The sequence below is a fragment of the Streptomyces carminius genome (assembly GCF_002794255.1).
In the GTDB taxonomy this organism is placed as follows: domain Bacteria; phylum Actinomycetota; class Actinomycetes; order Streptomycetales; family Streptomycetaceae; genus Streptomyces; species Streptomyces carminius.
Genome location: NZ_PGGW01000008.1, coordinates 185,158 through 210,574, shown reverse-complemented (window position 1 = coordinate 210,574; position 25,417 = coordinate 185,158). Strand labels below are relative to the sequence as shown.

General features: G+C 73.9%; 26 protein-coding genes. 10 read left to right on the top strand and 16 right to left on the bottom strand.

Annotated features, from left to right (window positions below; all coding sequences use genetic code 11):
* Window positions 1–91 precede the first annotated feature (91 nt).
* Both CUT44_RS01795 and CUT44_RS01790 read right to left on the bottom strand, forming a co-directional pair.
* Window positions 92–466, bottom strand: a complete 375-nt coding sequence (locus tag CUT44_RS01795) for a DUF6412 domain-containing protein (RefSeq protein WP_233221102.1) — start codon at window positions 464–466, stop codon at window positions 92–94.
* 110 nt (window positions 467–576) lie between these two features.
* Window positions 577–1,200 carry a TIGR03086 family metal-binding protein gene (locus CUT44_RS01790; protein ID WP_100200290.1) on the bottom strand — a complete coding sequence of 208 codons (624 nt, stop codon included), beginning with the start codon at window positions 1,198–1,200 and terminating at the stop codon, window positions 577–579.
* 326 nt (window positions 1,201–1,526) lie between these two features.
* On the opposite strand from CUT44_RS01790, the gene CUT44_RS33395 reads away from it, so the two are divergent.
* Window positions 1,527–1,697, top strand: a complete 171-nt coding sequence (locus tag CUT44_RS33395; protein ID WP_199185559.1) for a hypothetical protein — start codon at window positions 1,527–1,529, stop codon at window positions 1,695–1,697.
* Window positions 1,698–1,718: 21 nt separating this feature from the next.
* Here CUT44_RS33395 and CUT44_RS01785 read toward each other — a convergent pair whose 3' ends face one another.
* Window positions 1,719–2,078 (bottom strand): hypothetical protein, encoded by a 360-nt coding sequence (locus tag CUT44_RS01785; RefSeq protein ID WP_100200289.1) that lies wholly within the window; start codon window positions 2,076–2,078, stop codon window positions 1,719–1,721.
* Between the two features lie 249 nt (window positions 2,079–2,327).
* Here CUT44_RS01785 and CUT44_RS01780 point away from each other — a divergent pair, with 249 nt between their 5' ends.
* The gene (locus CUT44_RS01780; protein WP_100200288.1) at window positions 2,328–3,707 is read left to right on the top strand and encodes a hypothetical protein; all 1,380 of its coding nucleotides are present in this window, start codon (window positions 2,328–2,330) and stop codon (window positions 3,705–3,707) included.
* 48 nt (window positions 3,708–3,755) lie between these two features.
* On the opposite strand, the gene CUT44_RS01775 is transcribed toward CUT44_RS01780, so the two are convergent.
* Both CUT44_RS01775 and CUT44_RS01770 read right to left on the bottom strand, forming a co-directional pair.
* Window positions 3,756–4,481: an ABC transporter permease gene (locus CUT44_RS01775; protein ID WP_100200395.1), complete on the bottom strand. Its 726-nt coding sequence runs from the start codon at window positions 4,479–4,481 to the stop codon at window positions 3,756–3,758.
* A gap of 61 nt (window positions 4,482–4,542) precedes the next feature.
* Complete coding sequence (locus CUT44_RS01770; RefSeq protein WP_100200287.1) at window positions 4,543–5,529, bottom strand: ATP-binding cassette domain-containing protein; 987 nt, start codon at window positions 5,527–5,529, stop codon at window positions 4,543–4,545.
* A gap of 88 nt (window positions 5,530–5,617) precedes the next feature.
* On the opposite strand from CUT44_RS01770, the gene CUT44_RS01765 reads away from it, so the two are divergent.
* Window positions 5,618–6,421, top strand: a complete 804-nt coding sequence (locus tag CUT44_RS01765; protein WP_199185557.1) for a TetR/AcrR family transcriptional regulator — start codon at window positions 5,618–5,620, stop codon at window positions 6,419–6,421.
* A gap of 78 nt (window positions 6,422–6,499) precedes the next feature.
* Here CUT44_RS01765 and CUT44_RS01760 read toward each other — a convergent pair whose 3' ends face one another.
* Window positions 6,500–8,161: a glycoside hydrolase family 13 protein gene (locus tag CUT44_RS01760; protein WP_100200286.1), complete on the bottom strand. Its 1,662-nt coding sequence runs from the start codon at window positions 8,159–8,161 to the stop codon at window positions 6,500–6,502.
* Window positions 8,162–8,394: 233 nt separating this feature from the next.
* On the opposite strand from CUT44_RS01760, the gene CUT44_RS01755 reads away from it, so the two are divergent.
* A complete protein-coding gene (locus CUT44_RS01755; protein WP_100200285.1) occupies window positions 8,395–9,117 on the top strand; it encodes a DedA family protein in 723 nt (240 codons plus the stop codon).
* A gap of 124 nt (window positions 9,118–9,241) precedes the next feature.
* Here the strand turns inward: CUT44_RS01755 and CUT44_RS01750 are convergent, their stop codons facing one another.
* Window positions 9,242–9,724 carry a phosphatase domain-containing protein gene (locus CUT44_RS01750; protein WP_100200284.1) on the bottom strand — a complete coding sequence of 161 codons (483 nt, stop codon included), beginning with the start codon at window positions 9,722–9,724 and terminating at the stop codon, window positions 9,242–9,244.
* An 86-nt stretch (window positions 9,725–9,810) separates the two neighbouring features.
* Window positions 9,811–10,551, bottom strand: coding sequence for an alpha/beta hydrolase (locus CUT44_RS01745; RefSeq protein WP_107488041.1), 741 nt, complete (start codon window positions 10,549–10,551; stop codon window positions 9,811–9,813).
* A 118-nt stretch (window positions 10,552–10,669) separates the two neighbouring features.
* Here CUT44_RS01745 and CUT44_RS01740 point away from each other — a divergent pair, with 118 nt between their 5' ends.
* Both CUT44_RS01740 and CUT44_RS01735 read left to right on the top strand, forming a co-directional pair.
* Window positions 10,670–11,038 (top strand): hypothetical protein, encoded by a 369-nt coding sequence (locus tag CUT44_RS01740; protein WP_100200283.1) that lies wholly within the window; start codon window positions 10,670–10,672, stop codon window positions 11,036–11,038.
* Between the two features lie 72 nt (window positions 11,039–11,110).
* On the top strand, window positions 11,111–12,403 hold the full coding sequence (locus CUT44_RS01735) for a cytochrome P450 (RefSeq protein WP_100200282.1): 1,293 nt from the start codon (window positions 11,111–11,113) through the stop codon (window positions 12,401–12,403).
* A gap of 15 nt (window positions 12,404–12,418) precedes the next feature.
* Here CUT44_RS01735 and CUT44_RS01730 read toward each other — a convergent pair whose 3' ends face one another.
* The 3 genes from CUT44_RS01730 to CUT44_RS01720 all read right to left on the bottom strand — a co-directional run bounded on the left by CUT44_RS01730 (window position 12,419) and on the right by CUT44_RS01720 (window position 13,911).
* Window positions 12,419–12,901, bottom strand: coding sequence for an ATP-binding protein (locus tag CUT44_RS01730; RefSeq protein ID WP_233221098.1), 483 nt, complete (start codon window positions 12,899–12,901; stop codon window positions 12,419–12,421).
* 68 nt (window positions 12,902–12,969) lie between these two features.
* Window positions 12,970–13,500, bottom strand: coding sequence for a DUF1360 domain-containing protein (locus tag CUT44_RS01725; protein ID WP_233221096.1), 531 nt, complete (start codon window positions 13,498–13,500; stop codon window positions 12,970–12,972).
* A gap of 105 nt (window positions 13,501–13,605) precedes the next feature.
* On the bottom strand, window positions 13,606–13,911 hold the full coding sequence (locus CUT44_RS01720; RefSeq protein WP_100200281.1) for a hypothetical protein: 306 nt from the start codon (window positions 13,909–13,911) through the stop codon (window positions 13,606–13,608).
* A gap of 215 nt (window positions 13,912–14,126) precedes the next feature.
* Here CUT44_RS01720 and CUT44_RS01715 point away from each other — a divergent pair, with 215 nt between their 5' ends.
* A complete protein-coding gene (locus CUT44_RS01715; RefSeq protein ID WP_100200280.1) occupies window positions 14,127–15,638 on the top strand; it encodes a DUF1996 domain-containing protein in 1,512 nt (503 codons plus the stop codon).
* Between the two features lie 165 nt (window positions 15,639–15,803).
* Here the strand turns inward: CUT44_RS01715 and CUT44_RS01710 are convergent, their stop codons facing one another.
* The 3 genes from CUT44_RS01710 to CUT44_RS01700 all read right to left on the bottom strand — a co-directional run bounded on the left by CUT44_RS01710 (window position 15,804) and on the right by CUT44_RS01700 (window position 17,799).
* Window positions 15,804–16,304, bottom strand: coding sequence for a hypothetical protein (locus tag CUT44_RS01710; protein ID WP_100200279.1), 501 nt, complete (start codon window positions 16,302–16,304; stop codon window positions 15,804–15,806).
* Between the two features lie 83 nt (window positions 16,305–16,387).
* The gene (locus tag CUT44_RS01705) at window positions 16,388–16,780 is read right to left on the bottom strand and encodes a site-specific integrase (RefSeq protein ID WP_100200278.1); all 393 of its coding nucleotides are present in this window, start codon (window positions 16,778–16,780) and stop codon (window positions 16,388–16,390) included.
* A gap of 137 nt (window positions 16,781–16,917) precedes the next feature.
* The gene (locus CUT44_RS01700; RefSeq protein ID WP_100200277.1) at window positions 16,918–17,799 is read right to left on the bottom strand and encodes a glycoside hydrolase family 19 protein; all 882 of its coding nucleotides are present in this window, start codon (window positions 17,797–17,799) and stop codon (window positions 16,918–16,920) included.
* A 401-nt stretch (window positions 17,800–18,200) separates the two neighbouring features.
* Here CUT44_RS01700 and CUT44_RS01695 point away from each other — a divergent pair, with 401 nt between their 5' ends.
* Window positions 18,201–19,130 carry a DUF2637 domain-containing protein gene (locus CUT44_RS01695; RefSeq protein ID WP_233221094.1) on the top strand — a complete coding sequence of 310 codons (930 nt, stop codon included), beginning with the start codon at window positions 18,201–18,203 and terminating at the stop codon, window positions 19,128–19,130.
* 160 nt (window positions 19,131–19,290) lie between these two features.
* On the opposite strand, the gene CUT44_RS01690 is transcribed toward CUT44_RS01695, so the two are convergent.
* The gene (locus tag CUT44_RS01690) at window positions 19,291–22,512 is read right to left on the bottom strand and encodes a glycosyl hydrolase 115 family protein (RefSeq protein ID WP_100200276.1); all 3,222 of its coding nucleotides are present in this window, start codon (window positions 22,510–22,512) and stop codon (window positions 19,291–19,293) included.
* 238 nt (window positions 22,513–22,750) lie between these two features.
* On the bottom strand, window positions 22,751–23,866 hold the full coding sequence (locus tag CUT44_RS01685) for a MalY/PatB family protein (RefSeq protein WP_100200389.1): 1,116 nt from the start codon (window positions 23,864–23,866) through the stop codon (window positions 22,751–22,753).
* A 229-nt stretch (window positions 23,867–24,095) separates the two neighbouring features.
* Between CUT44_RS01685 and CUT44_RS01680 the strand changes: the two genes are divergently transcribed.
* Together CUT44_RS01680 and CUT44_RS01675 are read left to right on the top strand one after the other, a co-directional pair.
* On the top strand, window positions 24,096–24,731 hold the full coding sequence (locus CUT44_RS01680; protein WP_100200275.1) for a TetR/AcrR family transcriptional regulator: 636 nt from the start codon (window positions 24,096–24,098) through the stop codon (window positions 24,729–24,731).
* Window positions 24,724–25,395, top strand: a complete 672-nt coding sequence (locus CUT44_RS01675; RefSeq protein ID WP_100200274.1) for a hypothetical protein — start codon at window positions 24,724–24,726, stop codon at window positions 25,393–25,395. The genes CUT44_RS01680 and CUT44_RS01675 overlap by 8 nt, the downstream gene beginning before the upstream one ends.
* Window positions 25,396–25,417: the final 22 nt, after the last annotated feature.

Sequence of the window (25,417 nt, the reverse complement as noted above, 5' to 3'; positions counted from 1 at the left end):
CGGAGCTTTTTCGGCGTGACGAGCCGTGCGGACACGGCCCCCGGCCGGGGTGCTCCGGGGCGTCCGGAGATCCGGGAGAGGAGAGCCGCGGCTACCCGGCCGTCGGGAGGGGACGGCCGGGAGCCCGGGGCCGGGGCCGGCCCGCGGCGTCGGGATCGCGCTGCGGCAGGAAGGCGGTACGGCGTTCCCGGTCGCGCAGCGCGGTCCGGATCCGGGCCGGCGGCGCGGGCCGGGCCAGACGTGCGGCCAGGAGGGCGGCCACGGCGAGGGCGGTACCCGCGGCGGCGGTCGCGGCGAGTGCCACCGCGGTGGTCGCCAGGCCGCCCTGCCCCGGTTGCAGACCGGTCAGGAGCGCCAGCAGGGTCAGTACTGCCGGGGGAACCAGCAGGAGCGGCGAGCGCGGGCCCGTGCCCGGCCGCCACCGACGGAGGGAGGGCTCACGGCCGGTCGAACCGCCGTACGGCATCCGCACCTCCCCGCGTCCGCGCCGCCTGGCCCGCGGGCGCGGGAGCGGCTGCGGACGATGTTAGCCCAACCGGTCCCGGCCGGGACCGGTTCCCTCCGCCGCTTCCAGGACTACTCCCGGAGCGCGGCCGGCGACCAGTCGGGACGGCGCCCGCCGAGGCCGACGACCCGGTCCAGGAGCGGGGCGCCGGGCGGCACCCCGACCACGGGGCCGAAGATCCCCTCCCGTCCGGTCCCGTCCGCCGACTGCTCCAGCAGTCCGGCGGAGACCCGCAGGCTCGCCTCGTCGCAGCGGTACTCCTGGCCGGTGGCGCGGGCGAGGTCCCAGCCGTGGAGGAGGAGTTCGTTCAGGGCGACCCGGCCCGCGACCTCGGCCGGCAGCGTGACACCGCCCGCCTGAGTGACGCCCTCCCAGGCGCCGGGGTCGCGCCACGCCGTGACGAGTTCGTGCAGCCGGCGCGGGATGTCCTCGCGCCAGTCGGCGGGCAACAGCGCGGCGGAGGGCCGCCGGACGGCGGGGTCGGTCCCGGTGGCGGCGCCGAGGTCCTTGCGCGCGGCGTCCCGGAAGGCCACCGACAGGCCGTGGACGTGGTGCAGCAGGTCGCCCACGGTCATCCCCTCGCACGGGGTGGGCGCGGTGAGCCGGTCGCCGGGGACGCCCGCCACGGCGCGCATCATCCGGCGGGCCACCGGTTCCAGGTCGGGCGGCCGGAATGCCGGTGCCGGAGCGGTCATCTCTGGTTCCTCCTCCTGACGCGGGCATGCGGCTCCGCACACCCGGGGACGCGTACACCGTGAGGACCGGCCCGGCGGCCGGAACTCATCGCCGCCGCCGGAAGAGGCGCGAACAGATTTGCGATCGACTGGCATGATCGCCACCGCACCGGGTAGCCGCCCGCCGTTCGTCCCTTCTTCGCACCCCGAAGAGGGGACGCCATGTGTCACCGCGTGACAGCACCGGTACGCTACGCGGCCGGCCGCCGCACGGCGCCCGGCGTGACACAGGAATCACAAGAGGCACAAGTGCCGGCGATGCCGGCAGCGCAGAGAGGGAAAGTCCTGTGACGACCACCGCCACCCGAGCCGACCACCCGCCGATCTACGGAAGCCTGGTCGAGGAGCTCGGCGACGTGCTCGCCGAAACCCGGGAAGTGGCCGAGCGAATACAGCGTGAGACCCGGGAGGTCCTGGACTGGAGAGAGCCGGGCGCCCGGCAGCCGCGGCCCGAGTGAACCGTGCCGCGGCACGGGGAGTCAGCCGGTGGCCGGGAGCGGGACCAGGAAGTACTCCCGGCCGTCCCGCCCCACCACCCGCACCGGGTGGGAGGGGAGCGCGCCGAAGACGGCCGCCGCCACCTCCTCCGGCGTGTCGGCGGCGCTGAGCGGCGGCCGCAGGGCGGCGCGGATCGCCGCGCGGGACTTCTCCGAGGGGGGCTTGCGCCCCGCGAGTGCGGCGCACTCGTCGATCTGCTCGTCGCTCAGCTCCGGCCCGTACCCCTTGCGACGCGCCTCGGCCGCCACCACGGTGGCCAGCGCGGCGCGGTTGTGGTCACGGCAGACGTCACCCGGGGTGCCTCTGGGCTGGAAGTGCCGGGCGGTTCCGATCGAGGACAACGGCGGCCTCCGTGGAGCGTGCGGGGAACCCCCGGGGCATGAGGGCGAGCGGCCGCGGGGTCGTACCGGCCCGGCCGGGAGGGGGGAGAACCGCGGCCGGAACCGGTACGGATGCGGCACGCCGGGGGATGGCGCCCGCATCCTCTCCAACATCGGGCCGGATCCGGATGTTCCCCGCCTTCCGGAAATTCCCATCGAACAGGGGTGCTTTCCCCGGGTGGCGGTACGAGGGCTGGGTAGCCGAGCGGTATGAGGACAAACCGCCCCTTCTCCTTCGTGTTTCCGGGACGGCGGGCGAGTCTGGTCTGGGCCGCCGTTCTCGCCGTGGCCGTCGCCCTGCTGGGCCCCGCGGGCGGTGCCCGGGCGGCCACGGACATCGAGGAAGTGGCCGCGGCGCTCCGGGAGACACCGGTCTACGTCGATCCCGCCGCCTCGGACAAGCTCTCCGCCGCCGAGGCCGACCGGCTCGCCGGGCAGATCCGGGCCGGCGACGTGCCGGTCTATGTCGCCGTGCTGCCCGACGACGCCTCCTACGACGGCGACGCCGTCTTCGACCGGCTGCGCTCCGAGGTGGGCCGCCCCGGCGTGTACGCGGTCGCCCTGGGCTCGCGGTTCGGCGCGGCGTCCGACTCCGCGGTCCTGCGGGGCTCCACGGCGAGCTCGCTCGCGCAGCGCAACCTCCGGGAGCACGCCGACGACCCCTACCGCATCCTCAGCGGCTTCGTCACCGATGTGCAGTCGGCCGCGCGGGACGGCGGGGCCGGCGGTTACCGCGACCGTGATCCGGCCGGTGGCGGGTCCGGCGGTGGCGGCGGCGTACTGGTGGGCTTCCTGGTCGTGCTGGCGGTGTTCGCGCTGGGCGGCCTGTTCCTGACACGGCGCTCGCGCAAGCGGCAGGAACAGGAGGAGCGGGCCGAGCTGGAGCAGGTGCGGGCCGCGGTCGAGGAGGACATCACCGCCTACGGCGAGCGGCTGGACCGGCTGGACTTCTCCCCCTCCGCCCCCGGTGTCACACCGGAGATGCTCACCGACTACGAACACGCGCTGGACGCCTACGAGAAGGCCAAGCAGGCCTCCGGGGCGGCCCGGCGCCCCGACGACATGCGGGCGGTGACCGAGGCGCTGGAGGACGGCCGGTTCTCCCTCGCCGTCCTGGACGCCCGGCGGGAGGGCCGGGAGCTGCCCGAGCGGCGGCCGCCGTGCTTCTTCGACCCCCGGCACGGGCCGTCGGTACGGGACGCGGAGTGGACGCCCCCGGGCGGCTCGCCCCGCGAGGTGCCGGTCTGCGCGGCCGACGCCACCCGTATCGAGGACGGTCTGGACCCGGCGGTGCGCACGGTGCCGACCGCCACCGGTGAACGGGTGCCGTACTGGGACGCGGGCCCGGCGTACGGACCATGGATGGGCGGCTACTACGGGGCCTACGGCTCGATGATGCTGCCCGGCCTGCTGTTCGGCACGGTACTGGGCAGCAGTCTGGGCGGCTGGGGCTACGGCTACGGGCCCGGCTGGGGCTACGGCGGCGAGGGCGGCTACTCCGGCGGTGGCGACTTCGGCGGCGGTTTCGGCGGTGGCGACTTCGGCGGCGGTTTCGGCGGCGGCGGTTTCGGCGGGGACGGCGGCTTCTGAGCCGACGCCCCCGCGCGGACCGGCCGCTCCGGGCCGTCAGCCGGGCCGTCAGGCTGTACGGCGCCGGAAGAGCACCGCGGACGCCGCGACCGAGACGGCGAGGATTCCGCCGCACCAGGCCAGCGCCAGCCAGGGGGCGCTGCCCACCGGCCGGTCCAGCAGCAGTCCGCGCAGCGCCTCGATGACGGGTGTGACCGGCTGGTGCCGGGCGAAGCCGTGCAGCCAGTCGGGCATGGTCTCCACGGGCACGAAGGCACTGCTGGGGTAGGGCAGAAACAGCACCAGGAAGGTGAAGCCGCTCGCGGCCTCGGGGGTTCTCGCCAGCAGCCCGACGGCGGCCGACAGCCAGGAGAAGGCCAGGACGTAGGCCGCCAGGACGCCTGCCGCGGCGAGCCGGCCCGCGGCGCCCGCCTCCGGCCGGAAGCCGATGGCGAAGGCGACGGCGAGCACCGCGGCGGTGGCGACGGCGTTGCGCACGACACTGGCCGCCACGTGCCCGGCCAGGACGGGGCCCCCGCCGACATCCAGGGAGCGGAAGCGGTCGACGACGCCCTCGGTCATGTCGCCGCTGACGCTGACGGCCGTCGCGGCCGCCCCGTAACCGGCGCACAGCACCAGCACCCCGGGAACGACGTATGTGACGTACCGGGTTCCGGTCTCGATCGCGCCCCCGAAGAGGTAGACGAACACCAGCATCAGCATCACCGGCAGCAGCAGCGAGGTGACCAGCGCGTCGACGTTGCGCGCGGACAGCCGTACGCAGCGGGCGGCCATGGTCACGGCACGGGCCGGGGCGCCGGGCGCGGCGGCCCGGGCCGCCGGGGCGGCGGAGATCTCAGACACGGGCGGTCGCCTCTCCGGCGGCCTGCCCGGCGGTCCGGGCGCGGTCGGCGGGGCGGCCGGTGAGGGCCAGGAAGACGTCGTCGAGGGTCGCCTCGTACACGGTGAACCGCTCCACCGTGTCGCCGTCCGGATCGACTCCGTCCAGCAGCCTCCTGATGTGGGACGCGCTGCCGTTCGTGGGCACCCCGACGACCATGCGGTCCGGGTCGCGCAGGACGGCGGTTGCGCCGAGCCGCCGCACAGCGCGCGCGTACGCGGCGGGACCGGCGAGGGTGAGGTCCAGGCGCCGGTCCGCGACCCGTCGCTTGAGGCCGGCGGCGGTGCCCTCGGCGACCACCCGCCCGGCGTCGAGGAGGGCGATGCGGTCGGCGAGCCGGTCGGCCTCCTCCAGGTACTGGGTGGTGAGGAAGACCGTCGTCCCGGCTCCGGCCAGGGAGGCGGTGAGTTCCCACATCGTCTGGCGGCTGCGCGGGTCGAGCCCGGTCGTGGGCTCGTCGAGGAAGACCACCTCGGGGTCGCCGACGAGGCCCGCGGCGATGTCCAGCCGGCGGCGCATGCCGCCGGAGTACGTCCCCGTCCGGCGGCGGGCCGCACCGGTGAGGTCGAACCGCTCCAGCAGTTCCCCGGCCCGCCCGCGGGCCCGGCGGCGCGACAGACCGCACAGCCGGCCCATCATGACCAGGTTCTCCTCTCCGGTCTGCTCCTTGTCGAGCGCCGCGTACTGCCCGGTGAGGCTGATGCGGCGGCGCACCTCCCGCCGTTGCCGCACCGCGTCGAAGCCCGCCACCCGCACCCGCCCGGCGTCGGGCCGCACCAGTGTGGCCAGGATGCGCACGGTCGTGGTCTTGCCCGCTCCGTTGGGACCGAGCAGTGCGAACACGCTGCCGCGCGCCACCTCCAGGTCGATCCCGTCCAGCACCGTCACCGGGCCGTACGACTTCCGCAGCCCGACCGCCTCGACCGCCGTCTCCTCCGCCATGCGACCCACCCCCTCTCGTCTCCGCCCTTCGGGGCGCACTTCTGCGTATGTCATACACGCTACTGCGTAATGCATACACAGATCTAGGATGGCGGTCAACCCGAAGGCGGAGAGCGGAGCGGCGAAGACGATGGCGAAGGACGGCGACACCGGCCTGCCCCCGGGTCTCGAAACCGCCTGGGGGCTGCGCGAACGCCCCGGCAAGGGCCCCCGGCCGGGTCTGAGCGTGAGCCGGATCGTCGACACCGCCGTCGGACTCGCCAACGCCGAAGGGCTCCCGGCGGTCTCCATGGGCCGGATCGCCTCCGCCCTCGGTGTCTCGACGATGTCCCTGTACCGGTACGTGTCCTCCAAGGAGGAGCTGCTGGTCCTGATGCAGGACGCGGCCTACGGGCTGCCGCCGGAGGGCCCCGCGCCGGAGGAGGGCTGGCGGGCCGCCCTGGCGCACTGGGCCCGGGCGATGCGGGAGGTGCTGTACGGCAATCTGTGGATGCTCCGCGTCCCCATCACCGCCCCGCCCACCACCCCCCGCGCGCTCGCCTGGATGGAGCGGGGCCTGGTCTGCCTGCGGGGCACCGGCCTGGACGAGGGCGAGAAGATCGAGACCATCCTGCTGGTCAGCGGCTTCGTCAGAAGCGAGGCAACGATGACGGCGGACCTCGTCTCGGCCGCCCGCGCCTCGGGCAGGACGGTCGAGGAGACCATGGCCGCCTACACCCGGCTGCTGGCCAGGCTCGCCGACCCGGAGCGCTTCCCGGCGGTCAACGAGGTCCTGAGGGCGGGGGTCATGACCGAGGAGGGCGCCCCCGACGAGGAGTTCGCCTTCGGCCTGGCGCGGCTGCTGGACGGCATCGAGGTCCTGGTGGCGGCGCGGAGCGCGCGGGGTCGCTGAGACGTACGGCGTACGTCTCAGCGACCCCGGAATCCGGCGGCCCGCGGCGCGGCCCGGGTGCGGCTGCCCCGGCCGGTGTCAGCGCGGCTGGGTGTCCAGCCAGACCGCGGTGTCCGGCGGCAGGTGGTGCCCGGCGGTCCCCCCGCCCAGCTCTCCACTGGCCAGCAGCGGCTCGCCCGCGGACGCCGGCAGCGGCAGGGGGGCGCCGGAGAGGTTGACCCGGCACTCCAGCGCGCCCTTGCGGAAAGCCAGCTCGCCCTCCCGGGCGGGCAGCCAGGTGAAGCTCTCGTCGCCGGTGAAGGAGCGGCGGACCTTCAGGGCCGCCCGGTACAGCTCCAGGAAGGAGCCGGGCCGGCCGGTCTGGGCCTCGGCGGAGTGCTCGCCCCAGCTCTCCGGCTGCGGCAGCCAGCTTCCGCCCGGGCCGAACCCGTACGACGGGCCCGAGCGCTCCCAGGGCATCGGCACCCGGCAGCCGTCCCGGCCCTTGCGGACACGGCCGGTCCGCTCCCACATCGGGTCGCGCAGCGCCTCCCGGGGCAGATCGGCCACCTCCGGCAGGCCCAGCTCCTCCCCCTGGTAGAGATAGGTGGTGCCGGGCAGCGCCAGGGTCAGCAGGGCGGCGGCGCGGGCGCGGCGGCGGCCCAGTTCCCCGTCCGCGGCCGGCTCGCGGCCGTCGGCCATCAGCCAGGCGACCGTGTCGGTGCCCTCGGGCAGGGCGTAACGGCTCAGATGGCGCACCACGTCGTGGTTGGACAGCACCCAGGTGGGCAGCGCGCCGACCGGACGGGCGCCGTCCAGGGAGGCGTCGATCACCCGGCGGAACTCCGCGGCGTCCCAGGGACAGCGCAGATAGGGGAAGTTGAACGCCTGGTGGAGTTCGTCGGGCCGGGTGTACAGCGGCAGCCTGGACTCGCTCACCCCCGCCTCGGCCACCGCGATGCGGGGCGGGTCGTACTCGTCCAGGATCCGGCGCCAGGCACGGTGGATGCCGTGCACCTCGTCCCGGTCCCAGAAGGGGTGGTCGTGCCCCTCGGGCGGGGCGTTGAGCGGGGCGGAGTCCGCTCCCAGGGTGTCGCGCAGCGGCGGGGTGAGGTCTTTGCACATGCCGTGCGCCACGTCGATGCGGAAGCCGTCGACGCCCAGGTCCAGCCAGAACCGCAGGACGCTCTCGAACTCGGCGAGGACCTCGGGGTTCTCCCAGTTCAGGTCGGGCTGCTCGGCGGCGAAGATGTGCATGTACCACTGGCCGTCCGGCACCCGGGTCCAGGCGCTGCCGCCGAACTTGGACCGCCAGTCGGCGGGCGGCTCGTCGCCGCCCGGACCCCGGCCGTCCCGGAACACGAAGCGGTCCCGGGCCGGGGAGCCGGGCGGGGAGGCCAGCGCCTCGGCGAACCAGGGGTGCTCGCTGGAGCAGTGGTTGGGGACGATGTCGACGATGACCTTCAGACCCAGGGCATGTGCCCGCTCCAGCAGTTCGCGGAAGTCGTCCAGGGTGCCGTGGCGCGGGTCGACGTCGCGGTAGTCGCTCACGTCGTAGCCGCCGTCGGCCCAGGGAGAGCGGTAGAAGGGGGTCAGCCACACGGCGTCCGCGCCCAGCTCGGCCACGTGGCCGAGCCGGCCGGTGATCCCCCGCAGGTCGCCCATCCCGTCCCCGTCGGCGTCGGCGAAGCTGGGGACGTAGATCTGGTATATGACCGACTCGCGCCACCACTCGGCGCTGTCTCGGGACGTGCTCTGCATCACGGGGCCTCTCGCGGTGCTGCTGTCGTGCGGCGGAAGGGAATTCAAGACGGCCACGCCGTTCACGGTCAAGAAATCCCCGGGACACGAATGCGTGACGTCACTTACGTCCGGTTTTCGGACAGCGCGAAACTCCCGGTCGCGCCCACCCCGCAGGCGGCCGGTTCGTCCCCGGAGGCCGCGGGTAGCCGGTTCCACACCGTTCGTTCCCCTCGCACCAGGGTGGGTCACAGATGATCGAAGCAGCAGCCTCGCAGCCGTCCGGCGGGCTCACCGGCTGGGTCACGGATCTGATGGAGGCGCTCGGCGCCCCCGGGGTGGGGCTGGCCATCGCCCTGGAGAACGTCTTCCCTCCCCTGCCGAGCGAGGCCTTCCTGCCGCTGGCCGGCTTCGCCGCCGCCCGCGGCGACATCAGCCTGTTCGCCGCCCTGCTGTGGACCACCATCGGTTCGGTGGTCGGCGCTCTCGCCCTCTACTGGGCCGGCGCGCTGCTGGGCAGGGAGCGGATCATGGCGGTCGCCTCGCGGGTTCCGCTGCTGAAGCCCGCCGACGTCGAGAGGACGGAGGCCTGGTTCGCCCGGCACGGCACCAAGGCGGTCTTCTTCGGGCGGATGGTGCCGGTCTTCCGCAGCCTGATCTCGGTCCCGGCGGGCGTCGCCCGTATGCCCATGAGGACCTTCCTGATCCTCACCGCGCTCGGCAGCGCGCTGTGGAACACCCTCTTCGTACTGCTGGGCTACACCCTCGGGGACAACTGGCACATCGTCTCGGACTATGCCGGGATGTACTCCAGGGCCGTCATAGCGCTCGTCGTCCTCGCGGTCGGGGGCTTCGCCGTCATCCGCCTGGCCAGGTCCCGCCGGGAGCGGCGACGGGCTGAGGCGCGGGAGCACCGGGAGGGCGGACCGGAGGAGGGGCGGCGGCCCGGGCAGGACGCCGGGCGGCGCGACCGGTGACCGCGCCGCGGTTCCGGGGCCGTCCGGGCTGATCGCACACCGGCCGGGTGCGTCGGCCGGTGTGCGATCAGCCCGGACGGCTCGTGCGCGGTACGCTCCCGTCCCTCCGGCACCGCGCGGACCCTCAGGTGCGCCCCTCCCGCTCCTGGACCTCCTCCAGTACGGGCTCCGCCGTCATCCACCCGGCCCGCACCACCGGGAAGCCGGCCGCCTCGTAGGCGTCGCAGACCTGGTGGTCGTCGTCGACCACCAGGGCGACCGTGCCCTCCGCGGCCAGTCTCCGCAGCAGCTCCGGTTTGGTGACCCGGGCCGGGCGGCGGTCCCGGTCGCCGCGCATCAGCAGCCGCCCGGCCGGCAGGCCGTGCCGGGCCAGCCACTCCAGGGTGTCGCGGCGGCACCGCTCGGGGCGCCCGGTCACGTACACCACCTCGTGCTTCTCCGCGCTGGAGCGCACCAGGGCCACTCCCCGGGCCAGCGGCGGATCGCCGGGCGCGGCGGCGAAGAAGGCGTCCCAGTCGCGCCGACGGCCGTCGATGTGGCGCAGCCGGTGGCGGACGTCGGCGAGTGTCCCGTCCAGGTCGAACACCGCCAGGGAGCGGGATGTCATCGGTCACCTCCACGGGTCGGGGCCGCAACCCGCGGGCGGCGCCCCGCCATGGTCGCACCCCGCGCCCGGGCCGCCGAGGGGCGGGTTCACTCCTCCGGCGAACCGTTCACCCACCAGCGCAGCGCCGCGGTGGCCAGCTCCGGCGGCACCTCGTGACCACCGCCGAACTCCCGGTAGGTGACCTCGTAGCCGGCGCGCTCCAGCGCGGGCACCAGCCGGCGGCTGCAGGAGCCGACCGGCAGGACGCGGTCGTCCCGGCCGTGGGAGACGAAGACCCGGGGGTTGCCGTGGTGGACCATGGGTGCCATGAAGCCGGGCGAGAAGGCGAGCACCGCCCCGAACAGGTCCCCGTTGGCCAGGCCCAGTGAGAGCGCGTAGGAGGCACCGTCGGAGAACCCGGCCACCGCCACTCCTGCCGGGTCCACCGGGAAGCGCCGGAAGACGTCCCGCAGCGCGGCGTCCAGCCGGGACACGTCCGGCCCGTACCCGCCGCGGATCACGTCCCAGGTGGAGTCGGCGGCCTGGGGCGCGAGCAGCAGCAGCGAGTCGGAGCCGGCCTGCGGAAGCAGCCAGGACAGCGCCCGTTCCGCCGTCCCCCCGGCACCGTGCAGGGTCACCGCCAGCCAGTACCGCCGGGCCCGGCCCTCCGCCGCCGACGGCGGGACGCGCAGCAGCGCCCCTCCGTCCACCCGGTAGGTACCCGGCTCCCCCGCCGTGGGGACACCGCCGGACGGCCGGGCGGCGAGCCGGCCGTGCGGTTCGTTCTCCGCGATCGCCGTGTGGGGATAGGTGCTCTCGGGCACCGGTGTCCCGTCAGTCCCGGCCATTCCTCTCCAGCCCTCCTCCGGTGCCGTTCCGTGCCCGGTGCGCACGTCCACCGGGCCGGTGGAGTACCCGCGGCACGGCGGCGCATGCCCTCCGCCGCCCGGGGGTACCCCGCCCCGCATGACGGACGAGAACGAGAAGAACAGTACCTACCGTGATGAAAAGGACGAGGGATCCTCGCGGGAGGGGAGGACCGGGGAGTTCCAGGAGGCCGAGCGGCGCCGCGAGCGGTCCCGGCCCTTCGACTACCCGTACCGCGAACGCCGCGCCAACGTGCGGGCCAGGCGCCACATCAGCCGCGAGGAGGCCGACGCGGACATGCCGCCGGGCCTCTCCGGCGGCTACGGCACCACCGGCGGCGGGCAGCCCGCCGGTCCGGCGCAGGCCCGGCCGGGCAGGTCGGTGGTGGAGGAGGACCCCGCCGGGACCGTCGACGAGGACGGCGCCGCGAGCGGGGCGCACCGGGAGGACGAGGAGCGCGGCCGGTAGCGTCCCGGGGCGGCCGCCCGGCTCCCCGTCCCCGCGCGTTTCCCTCCCGGCGCCCCCGGGCACGCGCGCCGCATGGACTCCCCTCGCCGCCCCTTCCTGGACCATTCCCTGCCGCTGCTCGCCCGGGGATACGCCTGGCTGCCCGACCGCATGCGCCGCACCTCCGGCCCCTTCCTCCGCACCCGGCTGACGGGCCGGCACGCGGTGGCCCTGCGGGGGCCGGAGGCGGTGCGGTTCGTCTACGACGAGCACCATGTGCGGCGGCACGGCGCCGTTCCGGAACCGGTCAGGAGCACCCTGTTCGGCCACGGCGCGGTGCACACCCTGGACGGCCAGGCACACCGGGTGCGCAAGGCCCTGTTCCTGTCCCTGCTCACCGACCCGGACGGGGTGGCCGAGCTGGTCGGCCGCACCACCGCGGCCTGGGACGAGGCCGCGGAGCGGTGGGCGCGGCAGCCGCGGGTGGTGCTGTTCGACGAGGCGAGCCGGGTGATCGCCCGTGCGGTCTGCGAATGGACCGGCGTGCCGCTCGGCGGGTCGGAGACGGACGCGGTCGCCGCCGATCTGGTGGCCATGGTCGACGGCTTCGCCACCCCGGGGCCGCGCCACTGGCGCGCCCGGGCGGCCCGGCGGCGCCGGGAGAAGTGGCTGGCCCCTCTGGTGGCGGGCGTGCGCGACGGCTCCGTCCGGGTGCCGGCGGACTCGGCGGTGGCGGTGGTGGCGCGGCACCGCGACGTCGACGGCTCGGAGCTGGACGCGCGAACCGCCGCGGTGGAGCTCCTCAACATCCTGCGGCCGACTACCGCGGTCTGCTGGTTCGTCGCCTTCGCCGCGCACGCCCTGCACCGCTGGCCGGAAAACCGCGGGCGGCTGCTGGCCGAGAGCGGACAGGACGGCGGGCCGACGGGCGGGGCCGGGAACTCCGGCGGCCCGTACGCGGAGGCCTTCGCCCATGAGGTCCGCCGCTTCTACCCCTTCGCCCCCTTCATCGGCGGCCGGGCGGTGGCGGACCTGACCTGGCGCGGCGAGCCGGTCCCCGCCGGTGCGCTCGTCCTGCTCGACCTGTACGGGCAGAACCACGACGCCGCGCTGTGGGAGGACCCGTACTCCTTCGACCCCCGGCGCTTCCTCGGCCGGACGGTGGAGCGGGACGAGCTGGTGCCGCAGGGCGGCGGCAGTGCGGAGGTCAACCACCGCTGCCCCGGGGAGGACATCACCGTCGCGCTGCTGCGGGCGCTGTCGGTCCGGCTGGCACGGCTGGAGTACCGGGTCCCGGAGCAGGACCTGTCGATTCCGCTGCGGCGCGTACCGGCCCGGCCGCGCAGCGGTTTCGTCATCGCCGGCGTGCGCCCGCCCGCCGGCTGACGGGCCCGGGCGCCCTCACCCGGCGGCGGCCGGCCCGCTCCCCCCGGCCCCCTCGTGGGTTTCGCGGGCCGGCCGGACGGTGAAACCGCCGTGTCCGTCGAGACGTACCTCCCACACCGCGTCGAACCCGTCCGCACGGCGGGGCTCGCGCAGCCGGCGGAGCGTGTCGTACAGCCCCACGCCGGGCACCCGCTCCCGGTCCGGCCGCGCGGCGTTGCGGGCCAGGGCGCCCGGCACGTCCGGCGGGAACCAGTAGGCCACCACCCGCGCCCCGTGCGCGCGCCCCGCCCCGATCAACGGTGCCCACTCCGCCGGCGAGGGGTTGGTGTTGTCCACGACCACCGAGCGGCCCTCCCCCAGCGCCTCGGCCACCAGGCGCAGCTGCCGCCGCTGCCGGTGCCGGGCGGCGCGGGGGAAGAGGTCCTTGCTGACCACGGCGTGGGTCGCGGCGAGGTGCCGGGCGCGGAAGGTGGACTTCCCCGAGGCCTGGAGCCCCACCAGGACGGCCAGCTCCGGCCGGTGCGTCCCGGACCTCCTCCCCGGTCCTTCCGGGCCCCTGTCCCCGGTCAGTCCTCGGCCTTCTGCTGGGTCAGGCTCCAGGCGTACTGCAGCCAGTCGGAGACGGCCACCGTGCTCAGGCACGAGACGACCAGCCGGGTGGCGCGCGGGGCGGCGACATAGCCCATGGTCAGTCCGCTCGCGACCCACATCGCGACGCAGAAGGGACAGGCCAGCAACTCCCCCACCGACCTGTGCAGCCCGTGCCCGCGGGGCTCGTCCATGACCTCGGCGCCGTGGAGGCTGCCCGCGCGGCGGGTGAAGGGGGCTCGCAGGAAGCTGGTGACCTTGTCCTTGGTCAGCAGCCGGGAGCTGCGGTAGGTGGCCACTCCCATCAGCAGCAGGTCCAGGGGCGGCACCCGTTCCGGCAACTGCCGTCCCGAGGCCCGCGTCCGCCAGGCGAACGCCCCGACCCCGCCCGCGTAGACACCCGCCAGGGTGACGAGTCCGCGGAGCGAGACCTCCCCTCCCTCGGAGTACTCGTCCGCGCCGGTGGCCCGGCCCACGGTCTCGGCGGCCTGGTCCATGGCACCGCTCATCGGCTCCTCCTCCTGTCGGTACGTCCTGGGTCAAGTCATCGGTGTGCCGCTGCCCGCCCGCCCGCCGCGGGCCGGGTCCGGGGCCCGGCCTGCGGCGGGCGGGGCTCAGGGCCTGGGGTTCTCGCGCCGCCACCGGGGCCGCGCGTCGGCGCCCCGCCGGCCCGCCACCGAGGCGCACCGCGGGCACAGACGCCGGACGCGGTCGGCCGCGCCGCCCGACTCGGGTATGACGTCGGTCCACCCCACGTGGGGGAAGCGCCCGAGCCGGGAGCGGCTGAGGGACAGCCCGCACACGGTCTGGTTCATGCCCTGCTCCCAGGCGTGCACCTCGCCCGCGGGCAGCCGGAGGTTGTCCTCCTCGTCCCGCCACTGGCCCGAGGCGGCCACCGCGTAACGCTTACGTACTGGCACGGACTAGGGGGTTCCCCCGACGCGGGGGTCCACACGCGGCAGCCACCGGTTCCCCGTCCCCGGGCACCCGCTCCGACCGGCGGTTCGCCGAATTATTTGGCACAACCCGAGCACTCCTGAACGGCCTTCCGGGGGGCTCCGTATGTACCAGGAGCTTCCCCCTATCCGGAAAGCCGATAGGCCGGAACGACGCAAGAGGAGTGCTGAGGAGTCCCATGAAGAAGAAAGCGCACAAACGCTCTCCCGTGGTGAACAGAGCGATCGCCGCGGCGACAGCTCTTCTGCTGGGAGGAGGCGGACTGGTCGCCGTCAACGTCTACGCCAGCGCCGGCTCCAAGCACGACGGTGCACGGGAGCGGGTGGGCCCGCGCTTCCAGAACGTCGCGACCATCGACTGCCCGGAAGTGGTGAACGAGCTCAGCCAGGTGCCCGACCGGTCCCGCCGTGAGGTGGACCGCAACCTGGCGCTGCTGGACACCCAGGTCGCCGAGGCCTACCAGCGGCTGGCCCGCTCCAAGAGGCAGGTGGCGAACGACCCCGGCTTCCTTCAGAACGCGATCCTCGGCCCGCTGGAGGGCAAGCGGCGCGCGACGATCGAGCGGATCCAGATCTCGATCGGCCGGTTCGGGGACCGGCCCGGCGGGCTGGAGCGGCTGGCACCGTGCAAGGCGCGGGACAACGGCGACAAGGACGGGGGCGGCGGCCAGAACCAGGGCGGCGACCAAGGCCAGAACGCCGGCCAGGACGGCGAGCAGCAGGACAACGGCGGCCAGGACCAGGGCGGCGACCAGGGCCAGAACGCCGGCCAGGGCGGCGACCAGGGCGGCGCCCCTGGGCAGGGCGGGAACGGTCCGTCCCCGGAGGACTTCGTCGACATCCGCAAGGTCCGGCCCAACTTCTCCGAGCCCGACTTCGGCAACGGCTCCAGCGGCACCTTCACCACCGAGTGCGGCCGCAACGAGAACCGCAACTTCAACTCCGACAACGTCATCGTCGCCCCCGGCGTGAGCAACGGCGCCCACCACATGCACGACTACGTCGGCAACCAGGACAACAACGCCTTCTCCACCAACGAGTCCCTCGCCGCCGCCGAGACCAGCTGCGCCAACCCCGAGGACCGCTCCGGGTACTTCTGGCCCGTGCTGCGTGTGCAGAACGGCGAGGCCGAGCAGGACGCCGACGCGCCCGGCGGCGGCACCGAGGGCAATGTCGGCAAGATCCAGACCCCTGCCTCGGTCACCCTCTTCTTCCGCGGCAACCCCGCCTCGCCCGTGGTGGCCATGCCCCGCTTCCTGCGCATCATCACCGGTGACGCCAAGGCCTTCACCAACGGCGACGCCAACGCCAACGCCTCCTGGTCCTGCACCGGCTTCGAGGACCGCCAGCTGCGCGACAAGTACCCCCTGTGCCCCGAGGGCAGCGAGGTGGTGCGCACCTTCCGCTTCCAGAGCTGCTGGGACGGCCAGAACATCGACAGCGCCAACCACCGCACCCATGTCGCCTTCGCGGCCGAGGACGGTTCCTGCCCCGAGGGCTTCCAGGCCATCCCCCAGATGGTGCAGCGTGTCACCTACGACCTGCCCCGGGGCGAGGTGTTCGCCGTCGACTCCTTCCCCGAGCAGCTCCACAAGCCCGACACCGACCACGGCGACTTCATCAACGTCATGTCCGACGACCTCATGGCGGAAGTGGTCTCCTGCATCAACGAGGGTCGTGACTGCCAGTGAGACGCTCCGGAACGCACACCACTGATCCGGCCCGGCCCGACTGAACCCGCCGGGGACGGGGTCCGGGCGGAGAAGGCCCGGACCCCGTCCCCGTCTCCGCCCCCGGCCCCGTCCCGGACCGGTGAACACGCCGGTCCGGGCACCGGATCCGCTGCGCGGCCGGCCTCAGCCGTGCCCCCGGTGTCCCCCGTGACCGTCTCCGCCGGAGTGCGCGCCGCCGTCGCCCCCACCGTCCCCGGAGTGCGACGCCCCGGACTCCACTGCACCGCCGAGCCGGCCGCGCAGCTTTCCCAGTACGCCGGGCTCGCCCACCGCGACCCATTTCTCGCCGACGAGGTAGGTGCCGCCGTAGGGCTTGGCCTCCGCCAGCCAGCTCTGCTGCCCCCCGGCAGTGGCGAACGTGGCGAGCACGTACCGGCCGTCGCCGGTCGTGCAGACCCCCTGTCGCAATTCCTCGGCGTCGGTCTGCATCCGCGGCTCGCACTCGGTGCGGGCGGCGAGCTGTTCCAGGGTGCCCCTGGCGGTCTTCGGCGTCTTCTGCTTCTGCTCCGCCCTGCTCGTTCCACCGTCCGCGGTGCCGCCACCGGACGCGGTGCAGCCCGCGGCGAGTACGAGTGAACCGATGAGAGCGGCGGCCCGGACCGCGGTACGTCCCGTGAAGCGCATCGTTGGCCTTCCTGGGTGGGAGAGAGGTGACATCCCCCGTTACGCACGGCGCCGGTCACCGTCTCATTCCGGTGCCGGTCCGATCACCGCCGCCGGTGGCGTCTGCCGCCCGCCCGGAACGCGTGGACGGGGTGTCCCTGCTCGTCCGCGGTCTGCATCACCTGCTCCCAGCTCAGGGCCCGGCCGTCGACGGCGAACAGCGGGCCCGCCGGCCGGTCCGCGATCAGCAGGCCCAGCACCTCCACCGCCCGCTCGCTGAGGTCCCCCTCCCCCTCGGGCACCTCCCGGCCGCAGACGCCTGTCACCCGCCGCCCCGCCAGGTCGATGTCCTGGATCTCCAGGGAGAGCAGGTCCAGCATCCGCAGATCCCCCTCCCACAGCAGCAGCCACAGCGCCCGGTGTGCCATGGCGATGGAGTCGTCGGCGAGCAGCTCCGCCAGCCGTTCCGCGGTGATGTGTTCGTCTGTGAGCGTCATGGCCCGGCAGTATTCCGTCCGGATACGTCCAGGGGTAGGGGTAGGAACGATCCTTCCTGTGAACAGAAGTCCCCGCGCCGCCGCCCGCCGTGCGGACGGCGGCTGCGGCGGCGCGGGTACCCGCGTCAACTGCCCTGTCAGCAGGTCAGGTTGTCACCGGGAGTGGTGCCCAGGAGCTGGGTGAACTGCCGGTACTTGTCGACCCGGCTCTGCACCTGGGCGGGGTTCTTCCCGCCGCACTCCAGGGCGCCGTTGATGCTGCGGATGGTCTCGCCGAAGCCGTGGCCGTTGACCATCGCGTCGTGCGGGGTCATGGTGCCCGGACCGCTCTGGGTGTTCCAGTACCACAGGGCCGTCTTCCAGGCGACCGCCGCGTCCCGCTCCACCAGGTGGGGGTTGTTCAGCAGGTCGATGCCCAGCGCGTCGCCCGCCGCCTTGTAGTTGAAGTTCCAGCTCAGCTGGACCGGACCGCGCCCGTAGTAGGCGGCCTCCCCGGCGGGGCAGCCGTACGGCTGGCCCTCGTCGCAGTAGTGCGGGTAGTTGGCGGTGTTCTGCTCCACGATGTGGACCAGTCCGCCGGTCTCGTGGTTGACGTTGGCCAGGAAGGCGGCGGCCTCCCGCTTCTTCACCGTCTCGCTGCCGGTGTTGGCGAAGGCGGGGTAGGCACTCAGGGCCGCCGTCAGGCCCTGGTAGGTGTAGAAGGAGTTCCGGTTCGGGAACATCTGGTTGAACTGCGCCTCGCTGACCACGAATCCCGACGGGTCGGGGTCGGCGGGGTCGGGGGAGGTGCCGCCGCCGCAGGTGCCCTTGTCCTTCCAGACCCCGGAGGTCCCGGGCGGCTTCTCGTTCTGGGTCCACCACTGGGCGGTCCAGTTGTGGCCGTTGTGGGAGACGGTGTCACCGTTCCGGTAGACGGCCGAGGAGTTCCAGGGCGAGGTGCACTCCGCGGCGGAGGCCGTAGCGGCGGGGAGGGTGACCGCCAGGGAGCCCGCGAGCGCGGCCGCGGCGACGCCGGCCATGACACGTGGTCGTATCACCTGAACGTCCCTTTCTTGCGTGGGGGGATTGGTCAAGACCACCTAAGCGCTTTGGTCTGTACCAGTCAAGCCACGGACCGGAGTCGGGCATGTCCGGGCCCCGGTCCGGGGACAGGGGACAGGGGACACCCGCGGGAGAAAACCGCGCTCCGGAGGCCCTCCGCGGCACCCGCCCGGCGCCGCGCCGGACGGGCAGGACGGCAGGCGGAGGGAGGAAGGAAGGGAGGAATCCGACGACGAAGGCAATCGCTTGTAGGACCGTATGCCTTGACGGTTCACCCGAATGCCGGTCGTCCGGCCGGGTCCCGCCTTCGTTGTTGAAGACGTGACTTCACCAGATCCGTTGTCCGCATCCGCGCCCCGCCGCTCCGGACGGGGCGGCCGTGCGTGAACAGGACCAGTACTTCGAGCCGTACGGCGCACCCGCGCCCGGGGACCCCGACGGCCGGTGGGCGGGTGCCCACCCCGGGTTCGGCGCGGTGCCGGAGCAGGGGACCCCCGCTCCACCGGAGGCGGACCTCCTCGGCCCGGCCTGGGACTTCGAGGCCGAACTGGCCCAACTGCTGCGTGACCCCGGCCGGCTCCACCCCCCTCCCCCGCCGCGGGCCCGGCGCCGGCGGCCGCGGGACGCGGCACCCGCCGCCCCGGACGGTGGACTCGGCGACGGACCCGGCGGGACGGACGAGGCCACCTGGGTGCTGCGCCGCTTCGAGGCGGCTGCGGAAACGGTCCCTCAGGGCGAGGCGTCCGGCATCCCCGCCGAGACCCCCCGGGACGAACGGTCCCCGGTCGTCCGGCGCCGCCGACGGCGCCGGACCCACCACCCCGAGCTGTCGTGGCTGCACGTGTTCAGCTTCGCCGTCGCGGCACTGACGGCCTGCGTCGTGGCGGTGGTCAGCGTCCTGGGCGGGCTGGTCTCCTACGACCCCCTGCGGCGACTGGCCGGTCCCCATGTGCTCGGCGAGCTCGCCCGGTGGTGGCCCCTGCTGGTCTACGGGCCCTGGCTGGCCGCCTCGCTGTCGGTCCTGCGCGCCACCGTCCTGCGGCGCCGGGCCCGGCGCTCCTGGGCCGTGGTGGTGCTCTTCTCCACCGTCGCGGTGGTCCTCTGCGTCGCCCACGCCCCCCGGACCCTGTCCGGGATCGCCGCCGTCGGGCTCCCCCCGGTCACCGCCCTGGTCTGCTTCCACCAGCTCGTGGGACAGATCACCCTCACCCAGCCGCGGCACGCGCTGCCCCGCCGGTCCGTGCCGCTTCCGCGGCAGCGCGGGCCGGTCGGCAGGCACACCGCGCACCGGGGCGACGCCCGCGGCTGAAAACCGCCGGGACGGGCGCGGGCGGCCCCACCGGACGGGCGCGTACGGCCGCCCGCCCCACCACCGGATCCGGCCGGGACGCGAGCCGTGGCCCGTCCCGGCCGGATCCGTCATCCGTCACCCGCCGTCCGTCACCCGCGGTACGGCCGGTGCGGGCCGGTCACCAACGGTGCCGGCCGGCCCGCAGACTCTCCGGCGGTCCCAGGTAGCTGGGCTCCAGGCCACCGGTGTCCACCACGATCCGGTGGACGATGACGGTCGGGTCCACCATCCACAGTTTCAGGGTGTGGGTGCCCGCCCTGGCGATCGTGTGCCGGGTGGAGGTGCGGTTGACGTTGTCCGAGGTGTTCCTCGCCCACCGCCTGTTCATGTAGGTGTCGTCCGCGCCCGTGGCCGCGATGACGTCGACGGTCTGGGGCTCGTCGTCGTCGATCGAGACGGCGTACCGCAGGCCCTCCGTCGGCAGGACGTTGTTGCGGGGCGCCAGGTACACCCAGACCTCGGCCTCGCCGGCCGTGGTGAGGGTCATCTCGTACTCCAGGCGCGGGCCGCGGCCGCCGGGGGTGCGGCTGGGCGCGGTGACCGGGTACGGCTCCACGCCGTCCTCCGCCCGCCCGATGCCGGGCAGCCGCTTCCAGCGGACCCCACCGCTGTCGACCGCCCGGGAGTAGTGCGCGGCCTCCATGGAGAGGTAGCCGCCCGCCTCCACGAAGCCCCGCAGCCTGCGGCGCGGGAGCCTGGGCTTCTCGACGACGGCCTGGACCTCCACGGTGGCGCCGTCCGGTCCGTGGACCGTGATCGGCACCCTGGTCACTCCCCCGGGGGCCCGCTCCCAGTCGATGTGGACGGTGGCGCGCACCTCCTTGGTCACCCGGCCGCGGGCCTTGCGCACCCTCACCCACGGCTCGGCCGGGACGATCCGGTAGTCGAACGGCCTGCTGCCGCGGTTGAAGACGTCGATGTACTGGTCGGGGCGGGTCTGGTACGGGCTGAAGGCGGGGAGCACCGCCTTGCCCTCCGCCTCGGGCCACCACTGGTCGGAGCCGTCGACCGCCACGCCCAGTTCGGCTCGGCCGGGGACCTCGATGCGCCGGACCGCCGGATAGACCTCGTCGGGCAGGGCGACGTGGTTGGGGGTCTGGGGCTGCTGCCAGGAGGCGTCGGGGCCGTAGCGCTCCACATCGCCGTAGCCGATCTTCGGCTGGGTCTGGAAGCCCTTCCACTTGCCGCCGGCCAGGATGTTGTTGTAGTGGTCCGACATCGCCTGGTCCGCGGCGAAGCGGGCGTCGGTGAGATCGGCGTAGTCGTTGGTGGCGGCGCGGCCCTGCTGCGCGTAGAGGATGTTGGTGAACTCCGCCTCGCGCAGCTCGTAGAGGTTGGCGGTCGCCTTCACCTGGTAGAGCACCAGCTGGTAGTAGGCGTCCTGGTCGGCCCGGGGGAGCCTGCGCCCGACGGCCTCGGCCTTCTTCGCCAGCTTCCGCCACTCCTCGGTGACCCGGGCCGTCTCCCCGTAGTGGTTGAGGTGGTACGGGCTGGCCTCGTCGTCGTAGACCACCGCCGCCTCGTCCTGGGAGAGGTCCTTGGCGGGGTCCAGGGTGATGCGGCGGTTGAGCAGCTCGGGCTTGCGGCGGGCCTGGAGGAAGCCGTAGGTGTGCAGCACCTCGGCGATCTCCTCGGCGTGCCGGGGGCCGAAGTTCTGCGCGGCGTACCGCCGCTCCCACTCCTCCAGCTTCTCCAGGGGCCAGCGCTCGGGGTCCCAGGCGTAGTCGAGGAAGAACTGCGCGGGCATCTCCTCGGCCTTGAAGTCGCCCACGTTGACCACCCACAGGCGGTCCACGCCGTAGGTGTACGTCAGGTGGAGCTGCTCCCAGGTGCTGACCAGGTTGATGGTGTCGACCCACTTGTAGTTGCGGCCGACGCCCACGTAGTCGAAGTGGTAGTACATGCCGTAGCCGCCGGCGCGCTTGGGGAGCGACTGGTCGGGCAGCTTGCGCATGTTGCCCCAGTTGTCGTCGCAGAAGACGACGGTGACGTCCTCCGGCGGCCGCAGACCCTTGTCCCAGTACCGCTGGACCTCCTTGTAGAGGGTCTGGACCTGCGGGATGCCGGTGATGTCGGACTTCCCGGTGACCTCGCGGAGGATCTCGCGCTGGCTGCCGAGGATGGACTCCATCAGGTCGATGCCGTCGCCGTCGGGCAGGCTGACGTCGCCGTTGCCGCGCATGCCGAGCGTGACGACGCCCTCGAAGTCCTCCTCGAGCATGCGGCGGATGCCGTCGGCCCAGTACTTCTTGATGGCCTCGCCGTTGCGGCGGAAACTCCACTCGCCGGTGCCGCCGTACGGGTCGCTGCCCGGCTCGGTGATGTTGCCGTCCTCGTCGCGCTTGGCGGCGACGGCGTGCCGGTTCCACTCCTCGATGCCGCGCATCATGGGCGCCTCGTGCGAGGTGCCCATCACGATGCCGTACTCCTTGGCCGTCCGGTGGTTCTCCGGGTCGTCCTCGGCGAAGGCCCGGCCCCACACGGCCGGCCACAGGTAGTTGGCCTTGAGCCGGAGCATGGTCTCGAAGGCCTGGGCGTAGAACTCGCTGTTGAAGCCGTTGGGGAAGCCGGGCGCGTGGCCGGGGCCGAAGTACTCGGGCGCCCAGGTGCCCAGCGCCGGGTTCTCGTCGTTGATGAAGATGCCGCGGTACTTCACGGCCGGAGTGCCCTGGGTGTGCCGTCCGGGCAGGACGTGCAGCTCGTCGTGGCGGCGCGGCGGCACGTCGTCCCAGAAGTGCCAGGGCGAGACGCCCATCTGCCGGGTGGTCTCGTAGATACCGAAGATGGTGCCGCGCTGGTCGCTGCCGGCGATCACGAAGGCCCGGCGGACACCCGGCAGCGGGTTCTCCACCACCTGTTCCAGGGTGGTCTCCCACTTCCCCGCGATGCCGGAGACGTCGAGCTTGCCGCTGCCGATCAGCCCGTCGATCAGCGGGCTCCGGCCGATGGTCCCGATGATCACGACCTCGGACCGCCGCGGCACCCAGTCCGTCATGACGGCGGGTTCGACCCCGGTGACCCGTCCGGTGTCCTTGCGCAGGTCGCCGACCGCCCGGATCACCCCCGGATGGTCGGCGCCGCTGACCACCAGCGGCGCGGCCCTGCCTCCCGCGACGAGGGGGAAGCTCCCGCCCCGGCGGGAGAAGGAGATGTAGGTCTCGGAGCCCCGGCCGTGCCTGCCGCCCCTGGCCGTCGCGGCCTGGGCGGTGGAGGCGGTGGAGGCGGTGGAGGCGGTGACGGCGGGCACGGTGGTGGCGGCGGCGGTCAGCGGGACCAGACTCAGGAACGTTCTTCTGCTGGCGTCCTGGGGAACCTGCGAGCCGGTGTTGGGCCTTCTCATTGCTCAGTCTCCGCGAGTGATGGACGGGAGAGGGAATGGCGCACTGATCTTTCCGGAATGGTTCCGGAAAGAGAATCACCGGGGCATGCTCGGGTCAAGAGTCTGTATCCGGTAAGTTGCTTGTATGTGAAAGGAGTTCAGCCCGCTGAATGAAGAGCTCGCGGTCGGGAGCTCCGAAAGTTTTCGCCGGTACGCCGGTACGGCCGGATACCGTCTTGTCCCCTCGGCACCGGGCCCCTCAGAGCGCGGCGGCCATCCGCCGTACGGCCTCGGTGAGCACCTCCGGCGAGGTGGCCGTGTTCAGCCGGACATGCCCGGCACCCCCCGTACCGAAGTCGGGTCCGGAGTTGAGGGCCACCCGGCCGCGCTCCAGGAACACCGCCGCCGGATCGTCGCCCAGCCCGAGGGCCCGGCAGTCCAGCCAGGCGAGATACGTGCCCTGGGCCGGGCGGTACCGCACCGCGGGCAGGTGCTCCGCCAGCAGACCGGCCAGCAGCCGCCGGTTGCCGTCCAGCCCGGCCAGCAGCGCGTCGAGCCAGTCGCCGCCGTGGCGCAGTGCCGCGCTGTGGGCGATGACGCCCAGATGGCTCGCCCCGTGCCAGACCTCCTCGGGCATCCGGGCCAGGTCCTCCGCGGCGCCGGGGCCCGCCACCACGAGAGCGGCTTTCAGCCCCGCGAGGTTCCACGCCTTGGAGGCCGACAGCACGGCGAAGGAGTCCGAGGCGCCGCGCACACTCGGATAGGGGGTGTGTTCCGCCCCGGGCAGCACCAGGGGGGCGTGGATCTCGTCGGAGACGACCCGGATCCGGTACTCCCCCGCCAGGGCGGCCACCCGCTCCAGTTCGGCCCGGGTGTGGACGGTGCCCGTCGGGTTGTGGGGGCTGCACAGCAGGTAGGCGGCGCGCCGCCCGCCCGCGGTGGCCGACCCGAAGGCGCCGCGGAGCGTCCGGAGGTCCAGCCGGTGGTCCGCGCCGAGCGGGGCCTCGACGATCCGGCGGCCCAGGTGCTCGACGAACGCGTAGAAGGGCGGGTACACCGGCGGGTTGACGACCACCGCGTCCCCGGGGCCGGTGACCAGCTTGAGCACCTCCACGATCCCCACCATCACATCGGGCACGAGCGCGGTGCGCTCCGTCCCGATCCGCCAGTCCCAGCGCTCCTCCGCGAAGGAGGCCAGCGCCTCGGCGTATCCCGTGCCCGCCGGATAACCGGTGTCACCGAGGGCGACGGTCTCGGTGAGCGCCCGGGCGACGGGCTCGGCGAGGGGAACGTCCATCTCCGCGACCCACAGCGGCAGCACGTCCTCGGGGTGGGCACGCCACTTCGCGCTGGTGCGCCGCCTGAGCTCCGCCATGGTCAGCCGGCGCAGCGGGTCGGGGCCCGGCGCCGCGCCGGACCGCGGGGGGTACGGGGAGTGCGGGAGCGCCAAGGGACACCTCCGGGATCGGCCGTGAAATCACCTTGGGAGACCGCTTCCCGCCGCGGCGGGAAGCGGAACCCGGTATCTGCCACCGGGCCGGTGGCACCGGTGCGGACCACCGGTCCGGACCACCCTTCCGACCGGCAGTGCGTACCATCGGTCCATGCCACTTCCCCGCTTCCACCGACTGCCCCCGGAGCGCCGCCGGGAGATCCTGGAGACGGCCCGGTCCCACTTCGCCCGGGACGGTCCCGACAACGCCTCGTACAACGCGATCACCGCCGCCGCCGGACTCTCCAAGAGCGCTGCCTACCAGTACTTCGACGGCAGACAGGACCTGCTCGCGGCGGTGCTCGACGGGGTGCGGGACCGGCTGACCACCGCCCTGGGCCCGTGGCGGGACGCCGGGACGGCCGAGGAGTTCTGGGCCGGCCTGCGCGCGGGCTCGCGCAGGCTGGTGCGCCATCTCGCCGCCCACCCCGACGACCTGGCCCTGGCCGACGCGGCCGTCACCCGGGCCGCCGGACAGGAGTGGACGGGCTGGTTCGCCACCGTGCTCGACAACGGGCGGGCCCTCGGGGTCGTCCGCGACGACGTCGACCGGCGGCTGATGCTGTCCGCCACCATGGCGGTCATGCACACCGCCGACCGGTGGGCCCTGCGGCGGGTCACGGACCCGGTCGGCGGCTTCCGCGCGGATGACGCCGACGACACCGAACAGGTCTGGAGTCTGCTCGCCGGCCTGTGGGGGCCGCGTACGGCCGGACGTACGGCCGGAGGGAGCGAACGGGATGGCTGACGGCGACGGGGCCGCCGACGGTCCCCCGGAGTGCGCCGACGCGCGGATCGACTGGGCCGTTCCGCCCGTACGGGCGGGTTGGGCGGGACACGTGGACCGCCTCATGGGCCCGGGCATGAGCCGCGGCGAGCGTCTCGTGGAACTGCTCGGCGGGGCGCTGTGCTGCGCGCTGCTGGCCGTCCTCGCGGTGCGCACCGGCGCGTACGGCCGCTGGTCCCTCCTCCAGGCGGCGGTGGCGGCCGTGGTCGCGCTCGACATGGTCGGCGGGGTGCTGACCCTCGCCGGCAACACCACCAAGCGCTGGTACCACCTCCGGTCGGCGGGCGCGCCGCGCCGGCGGCGGATCCTGCTCTCCGTCCATCTGGTGCATCTGGCCGCCGTGGCGTTCCTGCTGCTGCCCGGCGGCGCGGGACGGAACTGGCAGTGGCTACTGGTGAACACCGCACTGCTGGCGGCGGCCGCCGTGGTCGTGGAGTCCGCGCCCCTCCCCCTGGTCAGGCCGGTGGCGATGGCCTGCTACCTGGTGGCCGTCCTGGTGAACCTGGTGTGGTTCCCGGTACCGCGGGAGCTGCTCTGGTTCACTCCCCTGTTCTTCCTCAAGCTGGTCGTCTGCCTCCTGGTGCCGGAGGCCCCCCTGGCCGGCACCGGCCGGCGGGAGAAATGAGGGCCGGCGGGCCGGTGGCGGG

Bases quoted from the DNA above. Each gene is read 5' to 3' on its own strand.
- CUT44_RS01795 (WP_233221102.1), bottom strand. From the start codon at position 466: ATGCCGTACGGCGGTTCGACCGGCCGTGAGCCCTCCCTCCGTCGGTGG.
- CUT44_RS01790 (WP_100200290.1), bottom strand. From the start codon at position 1,200: ATGACCGCTCCGGCACCGGCATTCCGGCCGCCCGACCTGGAACCGGTG.
- CUT44_RS01780 (WP_100200288.1), top strand. From the start codon at position 2,328: ATGAGGACAAACCGCCCCTTCTCCTTCGTGTTTCCGGGACGGCGGGCG.
- CUT44_RS01775 (WP_100200395.1), bottom strand. From the start codon at position 4,481: ATGGCCGCCCGCTGCGTACGGCTGTCCGCGCGCAACGTCGACGCGCTG.
- CUT44_RS01770 (WP_100200287.1), bottom strand. From the start codon at position 5,529: ATGGCGGAGGAGACGGCGGTCGAGGCGGTCGGGCTGCGGAAGTCGTAC.
- CUT44_RS01765 (WP_199185557.1), top strand. From the start codon at position 5,618: ATGGCGGTCAACCCGAAGGCGGAGAGCGGAGCGGCGAAGACGATGGCG.
- CUT44_RS01760 (WP_100200286.1), bottom strand. From the start codon at position 8,161: ATGCAGAGCACGTCCCGAGACAGCGCCGAGTGGTGGCGCGAGTCGGTC.
- CUT44_RS01755 (WP_100200285.1), top strand. From the start codon at position 8,395: ATGATCGAAGCAGCAGCCTCGCAGCCGTCCGGCGGGCTCACCGGCTGG.
- CUT44_RS01750 (WP_100200284.1), bottom strand. From the start codon at position 9,724: ATGACATCCCGCTCCCTGGCGGTGTTCGACCTGGACGGGACACTCGCC.
- CUT44_RS01745 (WP_107488041.1), bottom strand. From the start codon at position 10,551: ATGGCCGGGACTGACGGGACACCGGTGCCCGAGAGCACCTATCCCCAC.
- CUT44_RS01740 (WP_100200283.1), top strand. From the start codon at position 10,670: ATGACGGACGAGAACGAGAAGAACAGTACCTACCGTGATGAAAAGGAC.
- CUT44_RS01735 (WP_100200282.1), top strand. From the start codon at position 11,111: ATGGACTCCCCTCGCCGCCCCTTCCTGGACCATTCCCTGCCGCTGCTC.
- CUT44_RS01725 (WP_233221096.1), bottom strand. From the start codon at position 13,500: ATGAGCGGTGCCATGGACCAGGCCGCCGAGACCGTGGGCCGGGCCACC.
- CUT44_RS01715 (WP_100200280.1), top strand. From the start codon at position 14,127: ATGAAGAAGAAAGCGCACAAACGCTCTCCCGTGGTGAACAGAGCGATC.
- CUT44_RS01710 (WP_100200279.1), bottom strand. From the start codon at position 16,304: ATGCGCTTCACGGGACGTACCGCGGTCCGGGCCGCCGCTCTCATCGGT.
- CUT44_RS01705 (WP_100200278.1), bottom strand. From the start codon at position 16,780: ATGACGCTCACAGACGAACACATCACCGCGGAACGGCTGGCGGAGCTG.
- CUT44_RS01700 (WP_100200277.1), bottom strand. From the start codon at position 17,799: ATGGCCGGCGTCGCCGCGGCCGCGCTCGCGGGCTCCCTGGCGGTCACC.
- CUT44_RS01690 (WP_100200276.1), bottom strand. From the start codon at position 22,512: ATGAGAAGGCCCAACACCGGCTCGCAGGTTCCCCAGGACGCCAGCAGA.
- CUT44_RS01685 (WP_100200389.1), bottom strand. From the start codon at position 23,866: ATGGCGGAGCTCAGGCGGCGCACCAGCGCGAAGTGGCGTGCCCACCCC.
- CUT44_RS01680 (WP_100200275.1), top strand. From the start codon at position 24,096: ATGCCACTTCCCCGCTTCCACCGACTGCCCCCGGAGCGCCGCCGGGAG.
- CUT44_RS01675 (WP_100200274.1), top strand. From the start codon at position 24,724: ATGGCTGACGGCGACGGGGCCGCCGACGGTCCCCCGGAGTGCGCCGAC.